This window comes from Paludibaculum fermentans, assembly GCF_015277775.1.
Taxonomy (GTDB): Bacteria; Acidobacteriota; Terriglobia; order Bryobacterales; family Bryobacteraceae; genus Paludibaculum; species Paludibaculum fermentans.
Genome location: NZ_CP063849.1, coordinates 9,107,740 through 9,128,640, shown reverse-complemented (window position 1 = coordinate 9,128,640; position 20,901 = coordinate 9,107,740). Strand labels below are relative to the sequence as shown.

Here is a 20,901-nt window from a genome sequence, read left to right as displayed (position 1 = left end):
TCCGCGCAGAGCCGGCTGGCGAGAAGCAATACGAGTGAGAAAGGTATCCGAGACATGAGAACATCCAGCTCTATCCTGCGCGGCGCCACCATCGCCTCGCTCCTGTTGGCCAGCGCGTCGTACGCGGCCACACCGGCTGTTCCCGTCCTTTGGGACGCGACGGTTGTCGTCAACGAGTTACCGATCCCGTTCCGCTTTGAGATCACGAGCAAGAACGGGAAGGTGTCGGGCGCGTTCTTCAATGGGGACGAACGGGTGCGTTCGACGGGCGGCACCTTGGAGAACAATGTGCTGTCGCTGCAGTTCGACCACTACGCGACGAAGCTCGAAGCAAAGCTGGAGAACGGTCAACTGACGGGCACTTATGGCCGCACGGGGCGCCCGCCTTATGTGTTTCAGGCCAAGCCTTATGCGCCGGTGGCGGTGACGGAGGAGAAGGTTCCGTCCATCGCGGGCCAGTGGGAGATCGCGGTGAAGAGCCCGAAGGGCGAGGCGGCGTGGCGGTTCTTTGCGCGGCAATCCGGGCCGGAAGTATCGGCGACGATCCTGCGGGTGGATGGCGATACGGGGACACTCACGGGCACGTACCGGGATGGGAAGTTCCTGCTGAGCCACTTCTCGGGGGCACGGCCCGGGCTGCTGGAAGTCACGGTGAATGGGGACGGGACGCTGGGGATCCTGCAGAATGGCAAGACGCGCTACACCGCGGTGAAGAGCGCGGAAGCGCGCGTCAAAGGACTGCCGGAGCCGGCGGATCCCTCGCGTTGGACTTCCGTGAAGGATCCGAGCCAGCCGATCCACTTCAGCGCGGCGGATCTGAACGGCGCCACGGTGACCGATGCGGATGCGCGGTTCCGGGGCAAGGTGGTGCTGCTGAACATCACGGGCAGCTGGTGCCCGAACTGCCACGATGAGGCTCCGTACCTGGCCGAGCTCTACCGTAAGTACCGGAAGCAGGGGCTGGAGATTGTCGCCTTGTCGTTTGAAGAGGCGGAGCAGTTGAAGGATCCGACGCGCTTGCGGGCATTCATCAAGAACTACGGGATTGAGTACACGGTGCTGGTGGGCGGCGAGCCGTCCGATTTGAAAGACAAGCTGCCCCAGGCGGTGAACTTGAACACCTGGCCGGCTACATTCTTCATTGGGCGGGACGGGCTGGTGCGCGGCGCGCATGCCGGCTTCGCCAGTAAAGCCACGGGCGAAGAGCATACCAGGCTGAAGGCTGAGTTCACCGCCACGGTGGAACGCCTGCTGTCCGAGAACACGATCCGTTCGTCGCGGTGACGCCCATGGGCCTGATCTCCTTTTCGTCGTATCGAAGCGACCGGCTTCTGGATGCGGGGCTGCTGGCCCTGCGCCTGGGGGCCGGGTTCAGCTTGTTCTGGTTGCACGGCTGGAGCAAACTGGCCGCCGCGTCGGGGTATGTTTTCCAAGGTCAGGAATGGGGGTTCGTGGCGGGTGTGGCCGGACTGGGGTTCCCCCTGCCGGGGGTATTCGCGGTGGCTGCCGCCTTGGCCGAATCGATTGGATCGCTGCTGGTGGCGGTGGGCCTGCTGACCCGCGTGAGCGCGGGGTTTGTGGGGTTCACGATGCTGGTGGCGATTTACCGGCATCTTAGTGCCGGGCAGTCGGCCGAGTTGGCCTCGTTGTATCTGTTGGCTGCGATTGCGATCGGGCTGGCCGCGGCGGGACGGTATTCGCTGGATGCCGTGCTGGCGCGGGGGACTGGCCGGGCGCCGGCTGGCGAGTTGGAGGCTACGGTGTAGGCGGGTCTTACATAACGGTGTCATGAAAGGGCGCCCCCTGGACCAAACGGGTCTGGCGGGCGCCCTTGGTTTTTCCGGTCGCTGCTATTGAGCCAAGGCAGCGTCTAGGTCCGCTATGAGGTCGTCCACATGCTCGAGGCCTACCGAGAGGCGGATGAGGTCGTCGCCGATGCCCATGCGCTGGCGCACTTCCGGGGGGATACTGGCGTGGGTCATGGTGGCCGGGTGATCGATGAGGGACTCGACTCCGCCTAGCGATTCCGCCAACAGGAACACCTTTACCCCCCGCAACAGCTTGTAGAGCTGCGCTTCCCCGCCCTTCACGCGGAACGAGAAAGTGCCTCCGAAGCCGGTCATCTGCTTGAGGGCCAGGCTGTGCTGGGGGTGCGATTCCAGACCGGGATGCAGGACCTCCGATACCGCGGGATGCGCCTGCAGCCAATGAGCGATGGCCAGGGCATTGCGGTTGTGCTCTTCCATGCGAACACCCAGGGTCTTGATGCCGCGCAATACCAGGTAGCAGTCCTGCGGTCCGGCGCAGGTGCCCAGTGCGTTCTGGAGGACGCCGATGCGGTCGCAGAGGTCTTCCCGCTTCGCGATCAAGGCTCCGCCGACTACGTCGGAGTGCCCGTTCAGGTACTTCGTGGTGGAGTGCATGACCACGTCGATGCCGAGATCGAGGGGGCGTTGGAAGTAGGGCGAGAGGAAGGTGTTGTCGCAGATGGTGATGGCGCCGTGCGCGCGGGCCAGACCGGCCACGGCGGCAAGGTCGGTCAGGTTCATCAGCGGATTGGTGGGGGTCTCGATCCAGATGGCGGCGGCCGGCGTGGCGAGCGCCGCGCGGAGGGCGTCGAGGTCGCGCAGGTCGACGTACTCGGCGGTGATGCCCTGTTTGCGGAAGACGGTTTCAAAGAGGCGGTAGGTGCCGCCATAGAGATCGTTCTGGACGAGGATGCGGTCGCCGGACGAGAAGAGCATGAGGGCGGTGGTCTCGGCGGCCATGCCGGTGGCGAAAGCGAAGCCGCGGCGGCCGCCTTCGAGCGCGGCGAGGCATTCCTCAAGGGCGGCCCGGGTGGGGTTGCCGCTGCGGGAATAGTCGTAGGGGCCGGGCTGACCGACATCGCGAAAACCGAAGGTAGAGGTCTGGTAGATGGGGGGCATGGCCGCGCCCAGATGGTTCTTCGGGTCGTGCCCGGCGTGAATCGCGATCGTTTTGAAGTTCATGAGTGAGCTGTCGTAGCAGAGTACGGCTGGGGCCGGGCGGCTGAGTCCGGGACATTGGGCATCAGCAGCCTGCCTCCAATTATAGTAGACAGATTTGGTCGTTTTATCTTGACGCTTTCGTTTGTATCCCCTATTGTAGATCTATAATGTCTACTGATCGAAGAACTGACGAGCTTGTATTGCCGGTCCGCTCCTCCCGCGGCTGTTGCTGTTGACCCTGATCTTCCGTTCAAACCAAACCCCAAGAACAACTTAAGTGCGCTGTGTCCAGCCGGAAGAGGAATCCGGGCCAGAGGCTACAGGTGTGTCTTTGCGAGATCAGGAAGGGTGATCGTCATGAGTCCCTATCGCTATTTTCCTTTGTATTACCGGGTGGGCGGCCTTGAGGAGTGCCAGCCAGCCGACCGTTCGCTCTCGCGAGGCCTCGAGCCTCGCCCCACAGACGCCCTCCATTCCCCCTTACCCCCGTTGAGAAGGAGAACTATGTTGACCAGAATCCCGCTTACGCTACTGCTGCTGGCTGCATCGCTGGGAGCGCAGACTTTCCATGGGACGCTTCGCGGCCAGGTGACGGACCCGAACAATTCGGCGGTCGCCAATGCGCGGGTCAGCCTGACGGACCAGCAGACGCAGGTGAGCCGCCAGACGGTTTCGAACGACCAGGGCGAGTATGTCTTCACTTCAGTGAATCCGTCGACCTACCGGCTGGTGACCGAGGCTCCAGGCTTCAAGCGGCTGGAGCGCAGCGGCGTGGTGGTGCCGACGCAGACCGCGATTACGGTGGATCTGCGGCTGGAACTGGGCCAGGTGAGTGAACAGATCAACGTGACGGAGAGCACTCCGCTGCTGCAGGCTGCGGATGCTTCCACGGGGCAGGTGATCGACAGCCAGAAGATCACGGACCTGCCGATTCTGGGGCGCAATCCGTTCTACATGGCGAAGCTGGCGCAGACGGTGGTGTTTGCCGGGAATCCGAAATTTGCGCGCATGCAGGACCAGAACGCCAATGCGCAGATTTCGATTGCGGGCGGGCCGTTGCGGACGAACAACTACCTGGTTGACGGAATCTCGATCAGCGACTCGACGAACCGGGCGGTGATTGTGCCCTCGCCGGAGGCCGTGCAGGAGTTGAAACTGCAGGCGAGCACCTACGACGCGGAAGCGGGGCGGACGGGCGGCGGTGCATTCAACACACTGCTGAAGTCGGGTACGAACGGATTGCACGGCAGCGCCGTGGGCCACATCCGGCAGACGGACTGGCTGGCCAACGACTTCTTTGCGAACCGGGCCGGGCAGAGGATTGCGGATCAGCCGTTCCGGGATTGGGCCGGCTCGTTGGGCGGCCCGGTGTACGTGCCGAAGCTGTACGACGGCCGCAATCGGACCTTTTTCTTTGCGGCCACGGAGGCGTACCGTCAGAAGGACGCCGCGACGTTCGCGTTGTCCGTACCGACGGCGCTGGAGCGGCAAGGCGATTTCAGCCAGACGGTGGGCCGCAGCGGCGCGCAGCAGACGATCTACGATCCGGCCACGACGACTACCGCGGGCACGCGCACGCCGTTCGCGGGCAACGTGATTCCAGCGGATCGGATCAACTCCGTAGGAAAGGCCCTGGTCTCTTACTATCCGCTACCGAACTCGGCCACGGCTTACCATGGTGCTCCGAATCTCAACCTGACAGGGAGCTATCCGAATCGAGGCGACCAGTTCGCGTCCAAGGCCGATCACCAGTTCACGCCGTGGCTGCGGGCGTCGGCCTCGTACATCTTCCAGAAGACGTTCGAGATCAACGCGCCGAATCTCTTTGGGAACGCGGGCTCGCCCAGCCAGACTTATTGCTGCGACCGCAAGATCGACGCGACGCAGGCCAACGCCACGCTGACGCCGACGCCGACCACTGTGGTGGTGCTGCGTTGGGGGTTCAACCGGTTCTACACGCGGAGCACGCAGGCGAGCCAGGGGTTCAACCTCGCTTCGCTGGGGCTGCCGCCTGCCCTGGTAGCTGCCACGCCCAACCCGGCCTTTCCGGCCATCACGATGTCCGACGTGAGCAGTTTCGGCGGCGGCGGAGCTTCGCAGGACGTGTTCTATTCCCGCAGCTTCAACGCGAGCGTTTCGAAGTTCCAGGGGCGGCATAGCTGGAAGGCGGGATTCGAGCGGCGCAGCATCAACGATGCGGGCGTGCCGACCGCAGGTCCGTCGAGCTTCGGATTCTCGGATGTATTCACGCGCCCGAATCCGCGGGTTTCCACGACGGGCCAGGGCAGCAGCCTGGCGACGCTGCTGCTGGGGGCTCCGGTTTCGGGCAGCATGAACGTGGTTACCAACTTCAACAACTACATCCGCTACTACGGCGGCTTCGTTCAGGATGATTTCCGGTTCTCGCCGAAGCTGACGCTGAACTTCGGCTTCCGGTTCGAGTACGAATCGGGGATCCGGGATGTGAACGATCACCTGATTGTTGGGTTCGATCGGACAGCGGCGAGTCCGCTGAGCCTGCCGGCGCTGGCGCTGAAGGGTGTCGTGCAGTATGCGGGCGTGGGCGGCAACCCGACGCAGACGTTTGATCCGAAGGGCATCAAGCCGGGGCCTCGCCTGGGATTTGCTTACTCGGCGAATGACAAGACCGTGGTGCGCGGCGGTTACGGGATCTTCTGGGCGCCGACCTATTTTACGTTCCAGAACACGATCGGGTATTCGCAGACCACGAATATCAACGCCTCGACGGACGGCAATTTCACTCCGGCGGCCTCGCTTTCGAATCCGTATCCGGACGGGCTGCTGCAGCCCACCGGCAATGCGCTGGGCGGCCTGTCGGGCATTGGCCAGGCGATCACGATTACCGATCCGGCGACACGCTCGGCAGGGTATGTGCAGCAGATCTCGCTGGAAGTCCAGCGGCAGGCGCCGGCCGGATTCGTGATCACGGCGGGCGTGCTGGGCTCGCGCTCGCTGGGGCTGTTGCGGAACGGCCAGAACATCAACCAACTGGACCCGCCTTACTCTTCGCAGGGATCGTCGCTTACCGCCCCGGTGGCGAATCCATTGTTCGGCAATGGCGGAGTGGGCACGGTGGGTACGGCGAATATCAGCCGCAATCAGTTGTTGAGGCCGTTCCCGCAGTTCACGTCGGTGACGTTGAACAGCTCCGGGACGGGGACGTCGCGCTACTACTCCTATTATTTCCGGGCGGAGCGGCGGTTGTCGCAGGGCCTGAGCCTGCTGGCGTCGTACACGTGGTCGCGGAGTACGGATGATCTGTCGGGCATCAGCCTGGCGGGCACGAACCAGATTGCGACCGTGTCCGGCCCGCAGAACGCCTACGATCTGTCGGCCGAGCGGAGCCTGTCCACGCAGGATGTGCCGAACCGGTTTACGGCGGCGGTGAGCTACGACCTGCCGGTGGGACGGGGCCGGCCGTATCTGCGGAACAGCAACCGGATTCTGGATCTCGCCCTTGGGGGATGGTCTGTGAATTCAGTGATTACCGTGCAGTCAGGGTTCCCGCTATCGATCTCACAGCCGAACAACAATTCCGTGATTGGCGCCAGCTATCAGCGGCCGAATGCGACGGGGTTGGCGGTTGCCACCCAGGGCTCGACACAGGAGCGGCTGAACGGGTATCTGAATCCGGCGGCGTTCTCGCAGTCCGCGCAGTTCAGCTTCGGCAACATCAGCCGGTTCCTGAATGTGCGAGGGCCGGCGACGCGCAACCTGGATCTGTCGATCTTCAAGACGTTCAGCATCCGGGAGCGGGTGAAGGCGCAGTTCCGGGCGGAGGCGTTGAATGCGACGAATACGCCGATTTTCGGGAACCCGAATACGACGTATACCAGTGCGCAGTTTGGGCTGATCACCACACAGGTGAACAATCCGCGCCTGGTGCAGTTGGGCGTGCGAGCCACGTTCTAGGCGACTGAGGCGATGGCCGTGTGGCGGAACTGCCCCGCGGACGGCCCGGCCGCAGGCGTGCCCGGGGTGGGCGGCGGAAGAGGGAGAGCTGCGCGGAACGAGTTTCCGGCAGGGTCATCCCCGGCGGGCTCTGCCCCAGCAGAGCCCGCCGCCTCCTCCAGCCACGGCCTCCAGTTGTGGCCATTCCGCCCTGTGGGGGGGTGAAGCCAGCGCCATTGGCGGGGCTCGCCCGAACCGTGGCGGGAGACTTACCCGGATAGAGACACTCCTGTGGCTCGGGGGCTGGCGCCCCCACGACGTGAAGTCAATATTCATTTTTCGAAGAGCATGCCCGGGCACGCATTGGTCGTGACCCGGGCGATTTTTTTTGCGGCGGAGACTGGCTTTGTTTCGTGGGAAGCGGCTGAGCTTCTCAGGCGGCGGGCGTGGCCGCTGATCCGCCGGCCCTGACCTTCTTGAGCCACTTGGCGGTCAAGGACTTGCTGAACTGGACAGCGGTTTTGGAACCGGTTGTGAAGCGGACGCGGGCCGTGACCTGGTCGGTATGGGATCCGCTGAAGACCTCGCGGAGCTGCGGCAGCAGGGTGGTCACCTCCGCCATTGGCGTGGATTCGGCGATGGCATGGATGGCAAAAGGTCCCTGGAACTGGAGAGAAGCCCGTTCGGTCTGGAGTTTGCGGAGTTCGTTCATAGCGCGGTAGAGGGAGCGCTCGAGGTCGCGGCGATAGCGGGCGAAGTGGTTCAGGCGGGCGGCATCAGTCTCGGAGAAGGCGATTGGGTCCGTTTCGGCGAGGATGGCGGACTCGAAGGATTCGATGCGGCGGAGGTTCCAGGTATGGGCGAGGATGCGGTGGAAGACCTCTTCCTCGAGACAGGACTTGGGGTGGGTCTCGCGGAGGAGACGAGCTTCGAGGGCGGCGAATTCGGCGCGGTCGTCTTCCGAGATGTGGGGGGTGCGCGCGGTGAGGCCGTGGCGGCGGGCGTTCTGGGCGGAACGGGCTTTGCCCTGGGTTGTGACGGGTCCGGTGGACCGTTGGGCATTGGCCTGGTTGGCGGTGATCTGGGCGGCGGAAGCCATGATGACGAATCTCCGTAGAAATAAAAAAAGCCGGCGTGGGAGCCGGCGCGATTCCAGGGTAACGGGTGGGTTGAGGGGTGTTTTGGGGAGAGGTTTGTTGAATATAAAGGAAATAAAGATTTGATTCCGCGGTGACTGAAGGAAGCTTCATGAGGGAAACAGGGGGGGGGGAGTGGTGGTGGGGCCAGGGGGGGAATCCTCGGCTCTGGATGCAGGCTAGAACTTGGGGGAGGGGTTGGCGCAGGGGGGGCCGGGTGGCTGGTATGGGCGGGCCCGACTGAGAGGCGGGGCTGCGATTTGTTTTGGCTGTGGCGAGAAAGGTGAGTACGGTCGCCTTGCCTGTTACCAAAAGCGGCAACATGCCAAAACTGGAGGGGAAGGCCGGCTCGGGGCGACCCGCATTCCGCGGATGCCCGCCACCCGGAGAGTAACGGAGAGAGATCTCATTTTAGGGATTCAGAGGGATTTGTGTGAGGTGGCCGGGATCAGCGCACAGCTGGGGATTCGGTGGGGATCTGGCACGAAGGCAAGTGGGGTCGCACCTTAATGTCGCACCTGAATGGATTCTGAATGATGTCTCGTATTCGGGCCGAGCGGAGAGGCTTCGCCTATCTAAGTTTACTGTGTGCGGCCCATTTCCGATTTGATCGGAACGCCAGTTGTGGAACAATCAACCTGGGCATCACCACTGCTCACCGCGCTCGCATGCGACTCTTGAGAGCGGTATAGGCGATCGTCGCCTTTGCGTTCAGGAGTGGGCCGACAGAGGACCCAAAAAACTGCAATCGGTGCCTGCTTGTTTTTGGCGCACCGAGTAGTCGCACGTGTCTGACGAGGAGATTCAATTCATCATGCAGTATGAAGTTGATAACGTCCTAAAACTTCTTGCCCTGAGATGCGGGCAGGCGCGATGAAGGCATCCGTTTTGTTAGGCGCTGCGTGGGAAGACGACTCGCTAGATGTGCTGTGGCGAGACGCCGGCCGTGCCTTCTGCAAACTGAAACGGAAGGACGCCGCGACAGAGGTACACACGTTCATCCCCATCTCTTCCAGCACTGAACGATCAAACATCGAGAACGTCAATCGCCTGACACATGAGTATGCAATTCGAGAGCATTTGGACCCCACTTGGGCGTTGCGGCCAGTGGATCTCTCCCGCGAGCACGGACAGCCGATGCTGGTTGTGGACTACGCCGGAGGAGCACCCCTTGAGCGCCTCGTCCAAGAGCCGATGGAGATCGGCCAGTTCCTCCGTCTTGCCGTAGCACTTTCCGGCGCCCTCGGTCGACTCCACGGGTGTGGGCTGATCCACAAGGATCTCAAGCCTGCCAACGTCCTCGTGGACCCTGACACCGCTCTCGTCCGTCTCACCGGATTCGGAATCGCCTCACGACTCCCGCGGGAACGCCAGTCTCCCGAGCCCCCCGAATTTATTGCGGGAACGCTCGCCTATATGGCGCCAGAGCAAACAGGAAGAGTGAATCGTTCGATCGATTCCCGCAGCGACCTTTACTCACTTGGAGTCACGTTCTACGAGATGCTGACTGGCAGCCTTCCGTTCACGGCTTCCGATCCGATGGAATGGGTGCACTCCCACATCGCTCGACAACCGGTGGCGCCCGCCGAGCGCTTGAGCCGTGTCCCAGTTCCTGTGTCGGCGATGACGATGAAGCTGCTGGCCAAAGCGGCGGAGGAACGCTATCAGACCGCGGCGGGCGTTGAGAGCGATCTGCGGCAGTGTCTATCGCAGTGGGAGTCCCAGAGACGTATCGACAATTTCGCGCTAGGGGCGCACGACATCCCGGATCGCCTGATGATCCCCGAGAAGCTGTACGGGCGGGACGATGAGATCGAGACCCTGCTCGCCTCGTTCGATAGAATCGTCGCAGGCGGCCGGCCGGAACTGGTGTTGGTTTCCGGATATTCCGGCATTGGCAAGTCGGCGGTCGTAAATGAACTCCACAAGCCGCTGGTCCCTCCCCGCGGTCTGTTTGCATCAGGCAAGTTCGACCAGTACAAGCGCGACATTCCGTATGCCACGCTCGCCCAGGCATTCCAAGGCCTGATTCGGCCGCTCCTTAGCAAGACCGATGCTGACCTGGGAAAATGGCGTGACGCGCTGCGGGAAGCGCTGGAGCCGAATGGGCAGTTGATCGTCGATCTCGTCCCGGAATTGAAGCATGTCATCGGTGAACAGCCACCGGTGCCCGAACTTCCACCGCAGGAAGCGCAGAGACGTTTCCAACTCATGTTTCGCAGGTTCATCGCGGTCTTCGCTCGCCCCGAGCACCCGCTGGCGCTCTTCCTTGACGATCTGCAATGGCTCGATGCAGCGACACTGAACCTGCTCGAAGATCTATTGACCGGCGGCGACCTCCAACACCTGTTTCTCATTGGCGCGTATCGGGACAACGAGGTGAGTGCCGATCACCCGCTGATGCGTAAATTGGCTGCGATCCGCCAGGCCGGTGCAGTAATCCAGGACATCGTGCTCACGCCGCTCGGCCGCGACGACCTGGGGAAACTCTTGGCGGATGCCCTCCACGGCGTACCGGCACGCTCGTCGCCCCTGGCGGAACTGATTCACGAAAAAACGACGGGGAACCCCTTCTTTGCAATTCAATTCATCTCGACTCTGGCGGATGAAGGCCTGCTCACGTTCGACATCGGCGAGCGGGCGTGGATTTGGGACCTTCCGCGCATTTATGCCAAGGATTTCACGGACAACGTCGTCGATCTCATGGTCGGAAAACTGAATCGCTTGCCGACTGAAACCCAGCAAGCTCTTCAGCAATTCGCCTGCATGGGCAATAGCGCAGAGTTCGAGATGTTGCAGATGGCGTATCCGGGCACAGCCGCGGATATGCACGACCATCTCTGGGAAGCGGTGCGGTCGGGTCTTATTTTTCGCGCGGATAATTCGTATCGATTCCTGCACGACCGGGTGCAGGAAGCCGCGTACTCGCTGATCCCGAAGGAGCAGCGCGCTGAGGCGCACCTGCGCATCGGCACACTGCTCGCAACCCACACGCCTCCGGCTAAGCGCGAAGAAGCCATCTTCGAAATCGTCAATCAACTCAATCGCGGTGCGCACCTTGTCGCGTCGATCAATGAGCGGGAATGGATCGCCGACCTGAATCTGATCGCGGGACGGCGGGCGAAGAACGCAACGGCATATGACTCGGCACTCAAGTACCTCAGAGCCGGCAGCGCTCTCCTGACAGAGGAGACCTGGGAGAGCAACTACGCGCTCGTATTCTGGATCGAGTACCTGATGGCCGAGTGCGAGCTCCTGACTGCGGACATGGGCACCGCCGAGGATCGACTCTCGCGCCTGGTGCAACGCACCAGGAATCGTCACGACTTCTGTATAGTGACGCGCCTGCGACTCACCCTGTACACTGCATCGGATCAAAGTGATCGTGGAGTAGAAGTATTCCTGGACTGGCTTCGCCAGGAGGGCACTGTGTGGTCAAATCATCCGACCCGTGACGACGTGATGCCGGAGTATGAACGCATTTGGACGCTGCTCGGGAGCCGGACAATTGAACAGTTGGTGGATCTGCCCTTGGCCACCGACGCCGAGTTCCTCGACACCTTGGATGTCTTCAGTGAAATCGTGACGCCTACATTGTTCTACGACGATCAATTAATGGCGCTCGTCGTGTGCCGCATGGTGAGCCTAAGCCTTGAGTATGGCAATTGCGATGGCTCATGCTTCGGTTATGCGTGGTTCTCCATGCTGGCCGGACCGCAGTTCAACAACTATAAGGATGGCTATCGCTTCGGTCAGCTCGGCTACGATCTGGTGGAGAAACGTGGCTTGACGCGCTATCAAGCCCGGACCTACATTACATTCGCGAACGGCGTGGTCCCCTGGGCGAAGCATGTCGCAACCGAACGCGACCTGGTGCGCCGTGCATTTGACCTTGCGTATCGAGCTGGAGACCTCACATTTGCTGCCTACCGAGGGGAACAGCTAGTAGCGAATTATCTGGTGGCGGGAGACCCGCTCGTCGAGGTTCAAGCGGAGGCCGACAATGGTCTGGCGTTCGGTAAGCGAGTGGGCTTCGGTTATGTGATTCACGTCTGCGGATCGGAGCTCGGTCTTGTACGGACCCTTCGCGGATCCACCGCGCAGTTCGGCTCGCTGAATTACGACGAGTACGACGAACTGGACGCGGAGCGGCAGCTGGCGGGCAATCCAATGTTGTCTCTCGCCGAGTTCTGCTACTGGACACGAAAAATGCAAGCGCGCTATTTTGCCGGCGACTTCGCTTCGGCCGTCGCTGCCGCACAGCAGGCGCAGCGGTTGCTGTGGACAGCACCATCTCAAATCGTCACCGCGGACTATCGTTTTTATGCGGCTCTTGCCCACGCTGGAGGTGTGGAGTCTGCCGAGACGGACGGCAAGGTTCTGCAAATGGATGCGTTGGCGGCTCACCACGCCCAACTCGAGGTATGGGCTGAACACTGCCCTGCCAACTTCGCGGAACGCGCCACGCTCGTTCGTGCCGAAGTCGCGCGGATCGAAGGCCGTGTCGTTGACGCGGAGACGCTGTACGAAAGTGCGATTCGTCTGGCGCACGCCAACGGCTCCGTACACAACGCGGCGGTATCCAACGAGCGTGCGGGACGCTTTTATGCCGCGTGAGGTTTTGAGGCGATCGCTACGACCTATCTCCGCGATGCCCGCGCCTGTTATCGCCGTTGGGGAGCGGAGGCCAAGGCTCAACAACTCGAGCAACTGCATCCTCAGATTGGAACCGAAGGAGCCGTCGCCGATGCAACCGCGACGATCCAGACGTCAGTCGAGCACCTCGATTTGGCCACCGTGATCAAGGTATCGGAAGCCGTAGCGGGCGAGATCGTGCTGGAGAAGCTGATCGACACCCTGATGCGCACGGCCATCGAGCATGCGGGCGCCGAACGAGGTCTCCTGATTCTTCCTCGAGGGGATGATTATCGCATTGAGGCGGAGGTGACCACGAGCAGCGATCACTTGAATGTCGTCTTGCAGCAGGCGAGCGTGACAGCCGTAGCTCTGCCGGGTTCGGTGTTCCAGTATGTTCTGCGGACCAAGGAGAAGGTGCTCCTGCACGATGCCGGCGGTCAGAACATCTTCGCGTCAGATGAGTACATTCGCGAGCACCGCCCTCGCTCAGTGCTCTGCCTTCCTCTCCTCAAACAGACCAGACTGCTGGGGGTGCTGTATCTTGAAAACCGCCTGACGCCTCACGCGTTCACGCCCGCGCGCATGGCGGTCCTGAGGTTGCTGGCCTCGGGCGCCGCGATGTCCATGGAGAACACGCGACTCTACACCGATCTCCAGGAGCGCGAGACGCGCATCAGTGCTCTCAAGGATCAGCTCTACCGGGAGAATCTGGCCCTGCGCGACGAAGTCGACCGGGTGTCAATGTTCGAGGAAATTGTCGGCTCCTCCAAGCCTTTGCAGGCCGCACTGTCGCGGATCACCAATGTGGCGCCGACGGACTCCACCGTGTTCATCTCCGGAGAGACGGGAACAGGCAAGGAACTTATCGCCCGTGCCGTTCACAAACGATCCCGGAGGTCCGGACGCGCGTTCGTCAGTGTAAACTGCGCCGCCCTGGCGCCTACCCTGATTTCGTCGGAACTATTTGGTCATGAAAAAGGAGCCTTCACAGGCGCCCTCCATAGGAGGCTGGGCCGGTTCGAAATGGCCGACGGCGGCACGATCTTCCTGGATGAAGTGGGTGAACTCCCTCTCGATACCCAGGTGGCACTCCTCAGAGCGTTGCAGGAGCGTGAGTTCGAGCGGGTTGGAGGCGCGCAGACGGTTCGGGTCGATGTTCGAGTCATTACGGCGACCAACCGCGATCTGACGGCCGCCGTGGCTAACGGAAGTTTCCGGGAGGATTTGTTCTATCGCCTGAATGTTTTTCCGATCGAGGTGCCGCCGCTCCGGGAACGAGCAGATGACATCCTGATGCTCGTCGAGTACTTCGTGCAACGCTTCGCGGCCCGGTCGGGCAAGCGCTTCAACTCGATTGACAAGAAGACGCTGGAGTTGGTGCAACACTACGACTGGCCGGGCAACATCCGTGAGTTGCAGAACGTCATCGAGCGGTCCGTAATTGTGGGCGCAGGCGAGGTGTTTGCCGTCGACCCGGCCTGGTTGTCGACGCGACCGGCGCAGCCCCGTCCCCGAGGGGCGGCGCCGACTCGCCTTCCAAGCCAGCCACGCGGGGAGAGGGAGATTATCGAGGCAGCGCTCGCAGAATGCCGAGGCCGAGTCGCTGGAACTTTGGGGGCTGCGGCGAAGCTCGGGGTGCCACCGTCGACGCTTGACCATCGCATCAAGGCGTTGGGCATCCGCAAGACGGATTTTAAGTTTCGCTGAAAGCCCCGCAAGATCCGCCAAATTCACCAGAATCACCATCGTCGCCATATTCACCAGTTGATTCCAAGTCGGGTCTCCTTCAGTTGCAATGGCTTAGGAAGGGCGCATTGCGTGCTTTGAGTCATGCCAACACGCGGCTGCGAAGTGGCTGCGAAGGAGACAGTAATGACAACAGCAAAGCTAGCAAACTTGGCCGGCTCAGCGGCGATTCGCCCGTTCCAGGTGAATGTCCCCGAGGCAGACCTGATCGACTTGCGCCGACGCATCGTCGCCACTCGGTTGCCCGAGAAGGAAACCGTCGGCGACTTTACGCAGGGCGTGCCGCTCGCGACCGTTCAGAAGCTCGCACGCTACTGGGCGACGGACTACGACTGGCGCAAGATCGAGGCGCGCCTCAACGCCGTGCCGAACTTCATCACCGAAATCGATGGTCTTGATATCCACTTCATTCACGTGCGATCGAAGCATGAGAACGCTTTGCCGGTGATCATCTCGCACGGCTGGCCCGGCTCGATTGTCGAGCAACTCAAGCTCATCGAACCGCTGACCAACCCGACGGCGCACGGGGGGACCGCGGTTGACGCGTTCGACGTGGTGATTCCGAACATGCCAGGTTATGGCTTCTCGGGCAAGCCCACCAGCACCGGGTGGGGCCCGGACCGAATTGCCCGCGCCTGGGTCGTGTTAATGCAGCGGCTCGGATACTCAAAGTTCGTAGCGCAAGGCGGCGATTGGGGTGCGGTCGTCGTCGACCTGATGGGACTGCTGGCACCACCGGAGTTGCTGGGCATCCACACCAACATGCCCGGCGTCTATCCAGCCGAGATCGACGGCTCGGCCTATTCCGGTGCGCCGGCGCCAGCGAGTCTCTCAGCCGATGAGAAACTGGCGTACGAGCGTCTGCAGTTCGTCTATCAGAAGGGGATCGGCTACGGGTACCAGATGGGGCTGCGACCGCAGACGCTGTACGGAATTGCGGATTCGCCCGTCGGCTTAGCCGCGTACTTCCTCGATCACGACGCTCGCAGCCTGGCGCTCATCGCGCGCGTGTTCGATGGCGAGTCGGAGGGCCTCACGCGCGACGACATTCTCGATAACATCACGATCGCCTGGCTGACGAACACCGGGGTTTCTGGAGCTCGTCTCTACTGGGAGTTCTGGGGCAAGGGGTATTTCAATGCCAAAGGTGTCTCCATCCCGGTTGCCGTCAGCGTCTTCCCCGACGAACTATATCAAGCTCCGCGGAGCTGGACCGAGCGGGCTTATCCCAACCTCATTCACTTCAACAAACTGCCCAAGGGTGGACACTTCGCCGCCTGGGAGCAACCGAAGTTCATGTCCGAGGAAATGCGCGCGGGCTTCAGCTCTCTGCGCAAGTAACAAAAAGCGGCCGCCTGCACGCCGTGGAGGACTGCCCCCAGGGATTGTCATCTCCGCGGCGAGGCGCCGTTTGTACCGACGGGAACAGTGCCTAACTCAAAGTGACACTCGATGCCGCAAAGGGCGTTCGACCACCGGCATGCCTCCCAGACGAACTCGCGTTAGGACTATCCGAACCGTTGCGATCGCGGTGATGTTGGTTGGAAATGGAAGGGCTAACCGCGGCCAACCAGGGCGCTTGTCGAGCCGGACCGGTCGGGTCAGCGGGCCGGTCTGACTTCAGTCCGGCCGAACTAGCCTCCGGAATGGGAGACCCGACGCGACGGGTACCGCGTGGGCCGGACACATCTGCATCATCACGGTCGACGGGATTCAGATGGTCGCCGTTCGCAGAAAGTGATGCACCCCTGCGCCGCCGATTCTCTAGTCAGCACGCTGGAGAACGACCTGCGCCGCCGCCGGGTGATTCCGGCCGATTCGTTCGGGGTGGCCCAGGATCATCGCAGCACTGAGAAGCGCGGGCGGCCATGGGGCGCAGCCGTCGCTGACGGGGATCCCGGGCCAGGCTAGAGGGCTAGCTAGTTCCGCGTGAGCACAACGTGAGTTGCGCGCTCAGTGGCTTGGTGTTCGCTCACAGTTAATCCCAGCGCTGGCAGGTCAATCCCCGTAAATAGCGGCTCCCCTTGACCGAGGACTACCGGTGCCACTGCAAGATGGAGGGAATCGATCAGCCCGGCCTCCAGATACTGCCTTACGGTGGAGACTCCGCCTCCGATTTTGACGTCCTTGTCGCCTGCGGCCTGTTTTGCCAGCTTCAGCGCCTCTTCAATTCCGCCGCTGATGAAATAGAAGGTCGTCCCGCCTTCCATCACGAGGGGTTCCCGGTCAAAGTGCGTCAGTACGAAGGTCGGTGCATGGTAGGGCGGATTGGGACCCCACCAGCCTCTCCACGAGTCGTCTAGCCATGGACCACGGACCGGGCCAAACATGTTGCGACCCAGGATGAAGGCGCCGAAGTTTTCCATTGCGCGTCGACCGAACTCATCGTCCACTCCGGTAGATCCGCCTTCCTGCCCCCGCATCGCGCGGAAGGTTTTTGTAGGGAAGAACCACTGAAAAAGCTCTGGACCGCGCTTGCCCAGGGGATTGTCCAGGCTCTGCTCAATCCCAGCGCCGAAGCCGTCCAACGAGACACTGAATCCAGCGACACGAACTTTAGACATCCACGCCCTCGCTTTCGCAAAATCAAACCAGCCCCCGCCGGCTCGGAAACTCCACGCCCTGGCTACCAGCTTAGTGCAGCCGCAACGCGACTGCGAACGGTTCAGAAGCAAAGGTTCGGCACAAGAGGTGCGAATTGCGCGGCAAGAACCGAGGGTTCGATCGACAAAAATGCCGCAGTTTCCAGAGTCTTGACGAGGCGAGGCTCAAGCTCCGCGCAGCATAGATGCCGCCCCGCAAGGTTCAGGGTTGGAAGCTGTTTTTCGCGCCGGCCCTTACTTCAGTTCCGCCAAGCTCGCGCGCCGGAACAGCAGACCGGACGCGGCGAACAAGAGCACGAACCCACCGTGCGCGACTCCGACATCCCACACTGGCCCCGACGAGGGTGCGCCCGATGACCGCAGCAGGGCGAAGGCCGCTATCACGGCCAACGTTGCCGCCATCGCGAACGTTGCTCGCGCCATGCCTCGCGCTTCCAGGCGCGCCAGCCAGACTCCGATGGCGCCCACCGCGAGCACGCCGAAGTAAACGAAGTTCGCCGGGTTTTCCGATTCCGAGATGTGGACCATGGTGGACCAGCCCATGACGAAACCCGATGCCAGCGCTAAAGCGACACCTGCCTTGTACGACCAGGCGCTCATCTTCCTCGCGATCAGGGCAAAGGCCAAGCCCGTTGCGAAGAACATGGCATAGGCGAAGACGAACCCGCCGACGCCCCAGTGCCAGTCTTCCACGAACTGGGATGCCACCAACGGCACCATCCAGAAAGCCAACGCCCCCAGCGCCACGCGCAGGATCGTTTTTCGCAATTCTGTCACGTGCATTGTGTTCTCCCTGATGATGCCCGCCGAGGTCTCAAAGAAAATCCATAGGGCGAGCCCCAGGAGGCTCCGCCCGGCGTTGCGGCGCTCCCGGCACTGGTCGTGAAATGTCTGCGCCATTGCCTCGCCGAACCGGTCGTGGAAACATCGCGGATACAGCCGCAGCAGTGCCGTATACCAGGCCCGGTAGCGCCGGACCGCGCGATCAGTGGCCATATGCGGTCCGTCCTTCCGCCACCGCCACTACGCCGCGATAGCGCTGCAGCTCCGCTTCCAGCGCAGCGCGGCCCGCGCCGGTGAGCTCGTAATAGATGCGCCGCTCGTCGTCCATCCCGGGATCAACCCGCTTGTCGCTTTCGCGGATCAGGCCGGCCTCCATCATCCGCCCCATCGAGCCGTAGAGGGTGCCCGGTCCCATCTTCGTTTTGCCCTGCGAGTCCGCTTCGACCTGCTTCATGATTCCGTAGCCGTGCCGCTCGCCGGTGGATAGAGCCAGCAGGATGTGGAGAACGGCGGGGGTGAGCGGGCCTTGCTCCGTTTTCTTCTTCGGCATGTTTGGATACTATATCCGTTACGGATATATGTCAAGCTTGGTGCTCGAGTGAACGGTCGCGCGGATGAGTTGACTGCAGCCTTGCTGTGGGCTATTCGCTCACTTGCGTGCGCGGCTCTGTTTGCGGCGCGTGCGGGCTGCGGGTTTCCGTGGCGAGTTGGGCCAGACGGGCCTGGCGTACTTGGAGGCAGAATGGTGAAGTGATGAATTGCCATTGTGCGCTGGGTGCCGCGGGCCTGTTGGGCCTGCTGATGACCATGACCCCGCTGGAGGCCCAGGATACGCGATATCCGCCGGATGGCGAGATTCTGCCGGGTCCGGCCAAGCCGGCCGATTTCGCGGACTGGCTGGGACAGCTCAAGCAGTGGCGCCACGAAAAGCTGATCCGCATGGGCTACAACGGCTCCGAGTATGCCCGCCCTGAGCTACTGTGGTCCCAAAGGAATTTCATTCAGCCGCAGGTGATGGTGGAGGACCGGTTCCTCTACGATCCGGTGACGCGGCGGTATACGGTGGACCGGTTCCTGGATGACGTGACGCAACGCTACGGCGGGATTGACAGCATCCTGCTGTGGCCGGTGTATCCGAACATCGGGATCGACATCCGCAATCAGTTCGACCTTCACTACGATTTGCCCGGCGGCCCAGCCGGCCTGCGGCAGATGGTGGCGGACTTCCACAAGCGGGGCGTAAAAGTATTCTGGCCGACCATGCCGTGGGATACCGGCACGCGCGAGGCGGGTATGGCGTATTGGGCGGCCGCCGCTCGCATTGCGGCCGAGACCGGATCGGATGGCATCAATGGCGACACGTTCCACGGGCTGCCGCTGTCGTATAAAACTGCCGCGGACCAGGCGGGCCGGCCGGTGGTGCTGGAGCCCGAGACGGCGTTGGAGGCGGACGAGCAACTGGCGTGGAACACGATGTCGTGGGGGTACTGGAAGTATCCGTGGGTGCCCGGGGTGAGCCGCTACAAGTGGCTGGAGCCGCGGCACATGGTGAACATATGCGCGCGCTGGGCCAAGGATCGGAACGACCAACTGCAGGCGGCGTTCTTCAACGGCGTGGGCTATGAGAGCTGGGAGAACGTGTGGGGGATCTGGAACGGGATCACGCCTCGCGACGGGGAGGCGCTGCGGCGTGTCGCCACGATTGAGCGGCAGTTTGCCTCGCTGCTGGTGAGTCCGGAATGGGCGCCGCATACACCGACGCTGCAGCATGGGATTTTCGCGACGAAGTTTCCGGGTGCGGCGGGTACGCTGTATACGCTGGTGAATCGCAATGCGTACGACGTGGCGGGGCGTCAACTGGAGGCGCCGGCGACGGCTGGATTGCGCTTCTTCGACGTCTATCATGGCCGGGAACTGCAAGCGGAGCGGGACGGCGGGCGGCTGGTGTTGAACTTCGAGATGGAGGCGCTGGGGTACGGCGCAATCTATGTCACGGCGCAGCCGGACGCGGAGCTGCCGGCGTTCCTGACTCGCATGCGCGAGATGTCGGCGCGGGAACTGCGGAGCTACGCGCAGGAGTGGAAGGCGCTGGGCCAGACGCGAGTGGAGATTCCCGCCGCACGCGCGGCGACGGCGAGCCCGGAAGGGTATGTGAAGATCCCGGCGGGCCGCTTTGAATTTCAGGTGTCGGGCATCATGATCGAGGGCGGGAACGATGTGGGTGTGGATGTTCAGTATCCGGGCGAGCCGTCGGCGCGGCGGCACCACCGGCGCATGCTGGAGATGCCCGGGTTCTACCTGATGAAGCATCCGGTGACGAATGCGCAGTTCAAGAAGTTCATGGACGCCACACAGTATCACCCGGCGGATGACCATAACTTCCTGCGCGACTGGAAGAACGGCAACTATCCCGAGGGCTGGGCGCAGAAGCCGGTGACCTGGGTGTCGTTGGAGGATGCGCGGGCGTATGCCGCCTGGGCCGGGGCTCGGCTGCCGCATGAGTGGGAGTGGCAGTACGCGGCGCAGGGGACGGATGGCCGGCTGTATCCGTGGGGTGCGGAATTTGATGCGTCAGCGGTGCCGCCCAAGGAGACCGGACGGACGGTGCGCGCGCCTTCCGACGTGGGGGCGTATCCGAAGGGCGCGAGTCCGTTTGGGGTGGAGGAGATGGTGGGGCATGTGTGGCAGTGGACGGACGAGTATACGGACGAACACACGCGCGCGGCGGTGCTGCGGGGCGGGTCGTATTACTGGCCGCAGGGCTCCGCGTGGTACTTCCCGAATACATACAAGTTGAATGAGCACGGGAAGTATCTGCTGATGGCGCCGGCGAAGGACCGGTCGGGGTTGATTGGGTTCCGATGCGCGCTGGATCTGTAGCGAAGCGCGGATTCCGGCAATTGTTGCCGGGCCCGGAGCCAGGATCTTCCCGATCCCAGACGAAATGACGGAAGGGCCGGGCCGAGCCGGGCCTGCCGTTTCCACAATGAGGTGGGCGACGGAGCGGGCCAGTTGACCTCATTTCGTCACCTGACGCCTATTGGGCGAGGAGAGAGGGCGATCCCGCTGCCCTGCCCGGCTGATGGCGGCCAGACCGTGGGCCGGGTGCGCTGT

General features: G+C 62.4%; 13 protein-coding genes. 8 read left to right on the top strand and 5 right to left on the bottom strand.

Going from position 1 to position 20,901, the window contains the following annotated elements; all coding sequences use genetic code 11:
- The first annotated feature begins 54 nt into the window (after nucleotides 1-54).
- Nucleotides 55-1,284 (top strand): TlpA disulfide reductase family protein, encoded by a 1,230-nt coding sequence (locus tag IRI77_RS36195; protein ID WP_194449783.1) that lies wholly within the window; start codon nucleotides 55-57, stop codon nucleotides 1,282-1,284.
- A 5-nt stretch (nucleotides 1,285-1,289) separates the two neighbouring features.
- Nucleotides 1,290-1,766: a DoxX family protein gene (locus IRI77_RS36190; protein ID WP_194449782.1), complete on the top strand. Its 477-nt coding sequence runs from the start codon at nucleotides 1,290-1,292 to the stop codon at nucleotides 1,764-1,766.
- 84 nt (nucleotides 1,767-1,850) lie between these two features.
- Here the strand turns inward: IRI77_RS36190 and IRI77_RS36185 are convergent, their stop codons facing one another.
- Complete coding sequence (locus IRI77_RS36185; RefSeq protein WP_194449781.1) at nucleotides 1,851-2,990, bottom strand: trans-sulfuration enzyme family protein; 1,140 nt, start codon at nucleotides 2,988-2,990, stop codon at nucleotides 1,851-1,853.
- A 483-nt stretch (nucleotides 2,991-3,473) separates the two neighbouring features.
- On the opposite strand from IRI77_RS36185, the gene IRI77_RS36180 reads away from it, so the two are divergent.
- Complete coding sequence (locus tag IRI77_RS36180; RefSeq protein WP_194449780.1) at nucleotides 3,474-6,902, top strand: carboxypeptidase-like regulatory domain-containing protein; 3,429 nt, start codon at nucleotides 3,474-3,476, stop codon at nucleotides 6,900-6,902.
- Nucleotides 6,903-7,314: 412 nt separating this feature from the next.
- On the opposite strand, the gene IRI77_RS36175 is transcribed toward IRI77_RS36180, so the two are convergent.
- Nucleotides 7,315-7,980, bottom strand: coding sequence for a hypothetical protein (locus IRI77_RS36175; RefSeq protein WP_194449779.1), 666 nt, complete (start codon nucleotides 7,978-7,980; stop codon nucleotides 7,315-7,317).
- A 910-nt stretch (nucleotides 7,981-8,890) separates the two neighbouring features.
- On the opposite strand from IRI77_RS36175, the gene IRI77_RS36170 reads away from it, so the two are divergent.
- The 4 genes from IRI77_RS36170 to IRI77_RS36160 all read left to right on the top strand — a co-directional run bounded on the left by IRI77_RS36170 (nucleotide 8,891) and on the right by IRI77_RS36160 (nucleotide 16,312).
- On the top strand, nucleotides 8,891-12,634 hold the full coding sequence (locus IRI77_RS36170) for an ATP-binding protein (RefSeq protein ID WP_228486503.1): 3,744 nt from the start codon (nucleotides 8,891-8,893) through the stop codon (nucleotides 12,632-12,634).
- A gap of 180 nt (nucleotides 12,635-12,814) precedes the next feature.
- Entirely contained in the window at nucleotides 12,815-14,362 is a 1,548-nt protein-coding gene (locus IRI77_RS38265) for a sigma 54-interacting transcriptional regulator (RefSeq protein WP_228486865.1), read from the top strand.
- 123 nt (nucleotides 14,363-14,485) lie between these two features.
- A complete protein-coding gene (locus IRI77_RS36165; RefSeq protein ID WP_194449778.1) occupies nucleotides 14,486-15,742 on the top strand; it encodes an epoxide hydrolase family protein in 1,257 nt (418 codons plus the stop codon).
- Nucleotides 15,743-16,141: 399 nt separating this feature from the next.
- The gene (locus tag IRI77_RS36160; protein WP_194449777.1) at nucleotides 16,142-16,312 is read left to right on the top strand and encodes a hypothetical protein; all 171 of its coding nucleotides are present in this window, start codon (nucleotides 16,142-16,144) and stop codon (nucleotides 16,310-16,312) included.
- An 8-nt stretch (nucleotides 16,313-16,320) separates the two neighbouring features.
- On the opposite strand, the gene IRI77_RS36155 is transcribed toward IRI77_RS36160, so the two are convergent.
- From IRI77_RS36155 to IRI77_RS36145, 3 genes are all read right to left on the bottom strand, one after another.
- Complete coding sequence (locus tag IRI77_RS36155) at nucleotides 16,321-16,965, bottom strand: dihydrofolate reductase family protein (RefSeq protein ID WP_194449776.1); 645 nt, start codon at nucleotides 16,963-16,965, stop codon at nucleotides 16,321-16,323.
- Nucleotides 16,966-17,238: 273 nt separating this feature from the next.
- Nucleotides 17,239-18,000: a hypothetical protein gene (locus tag IRI77_RS36150; protein ID WP_194449775.1), complete on the bottom strand. Its 762-nt coding sequence runs from the start codon at nucleotides 17,998-18,000 to the stop codon at nucleotides 17,239-17,241.
- Nucleotides 17,990-18,337, bottom strand: a complete 348-nt coding sequence (locus tag IRI77_RS36145) for a PadR family transcriptional regulator (RefSeq protein WP_194449774.1) — start codon at nucleotides 18,335-18,337, stop codon at nucleotides 17,990-17,992. Before IRI77_RS36145 ends, IRI77_RS36150 begins: the two co-directional genes overlap by 11 nt.
- 203 nt (nucleotides 18,338-18,540) lie before the next feature.
- On the opposite strand from IRI77_RS36145, the gene IRI77_RS36140 reads away from it, so the two are divergent.
- The gene (locus IRI77_RS36140) at nucleotides 18,541-20,667 is read left to right on the top strand and encodes a formylglycine-generating enzyme family protein (protein ID WP_194449773.1); all 2,127 of its coding nucleotides are present in this window, start codon (nucleotides 18,541-18,543) and stop codon (nucleotides 20,665-20,667) included.
- Nucleotides 20,668-20,901: the final 234 nt, after the last annotated feature.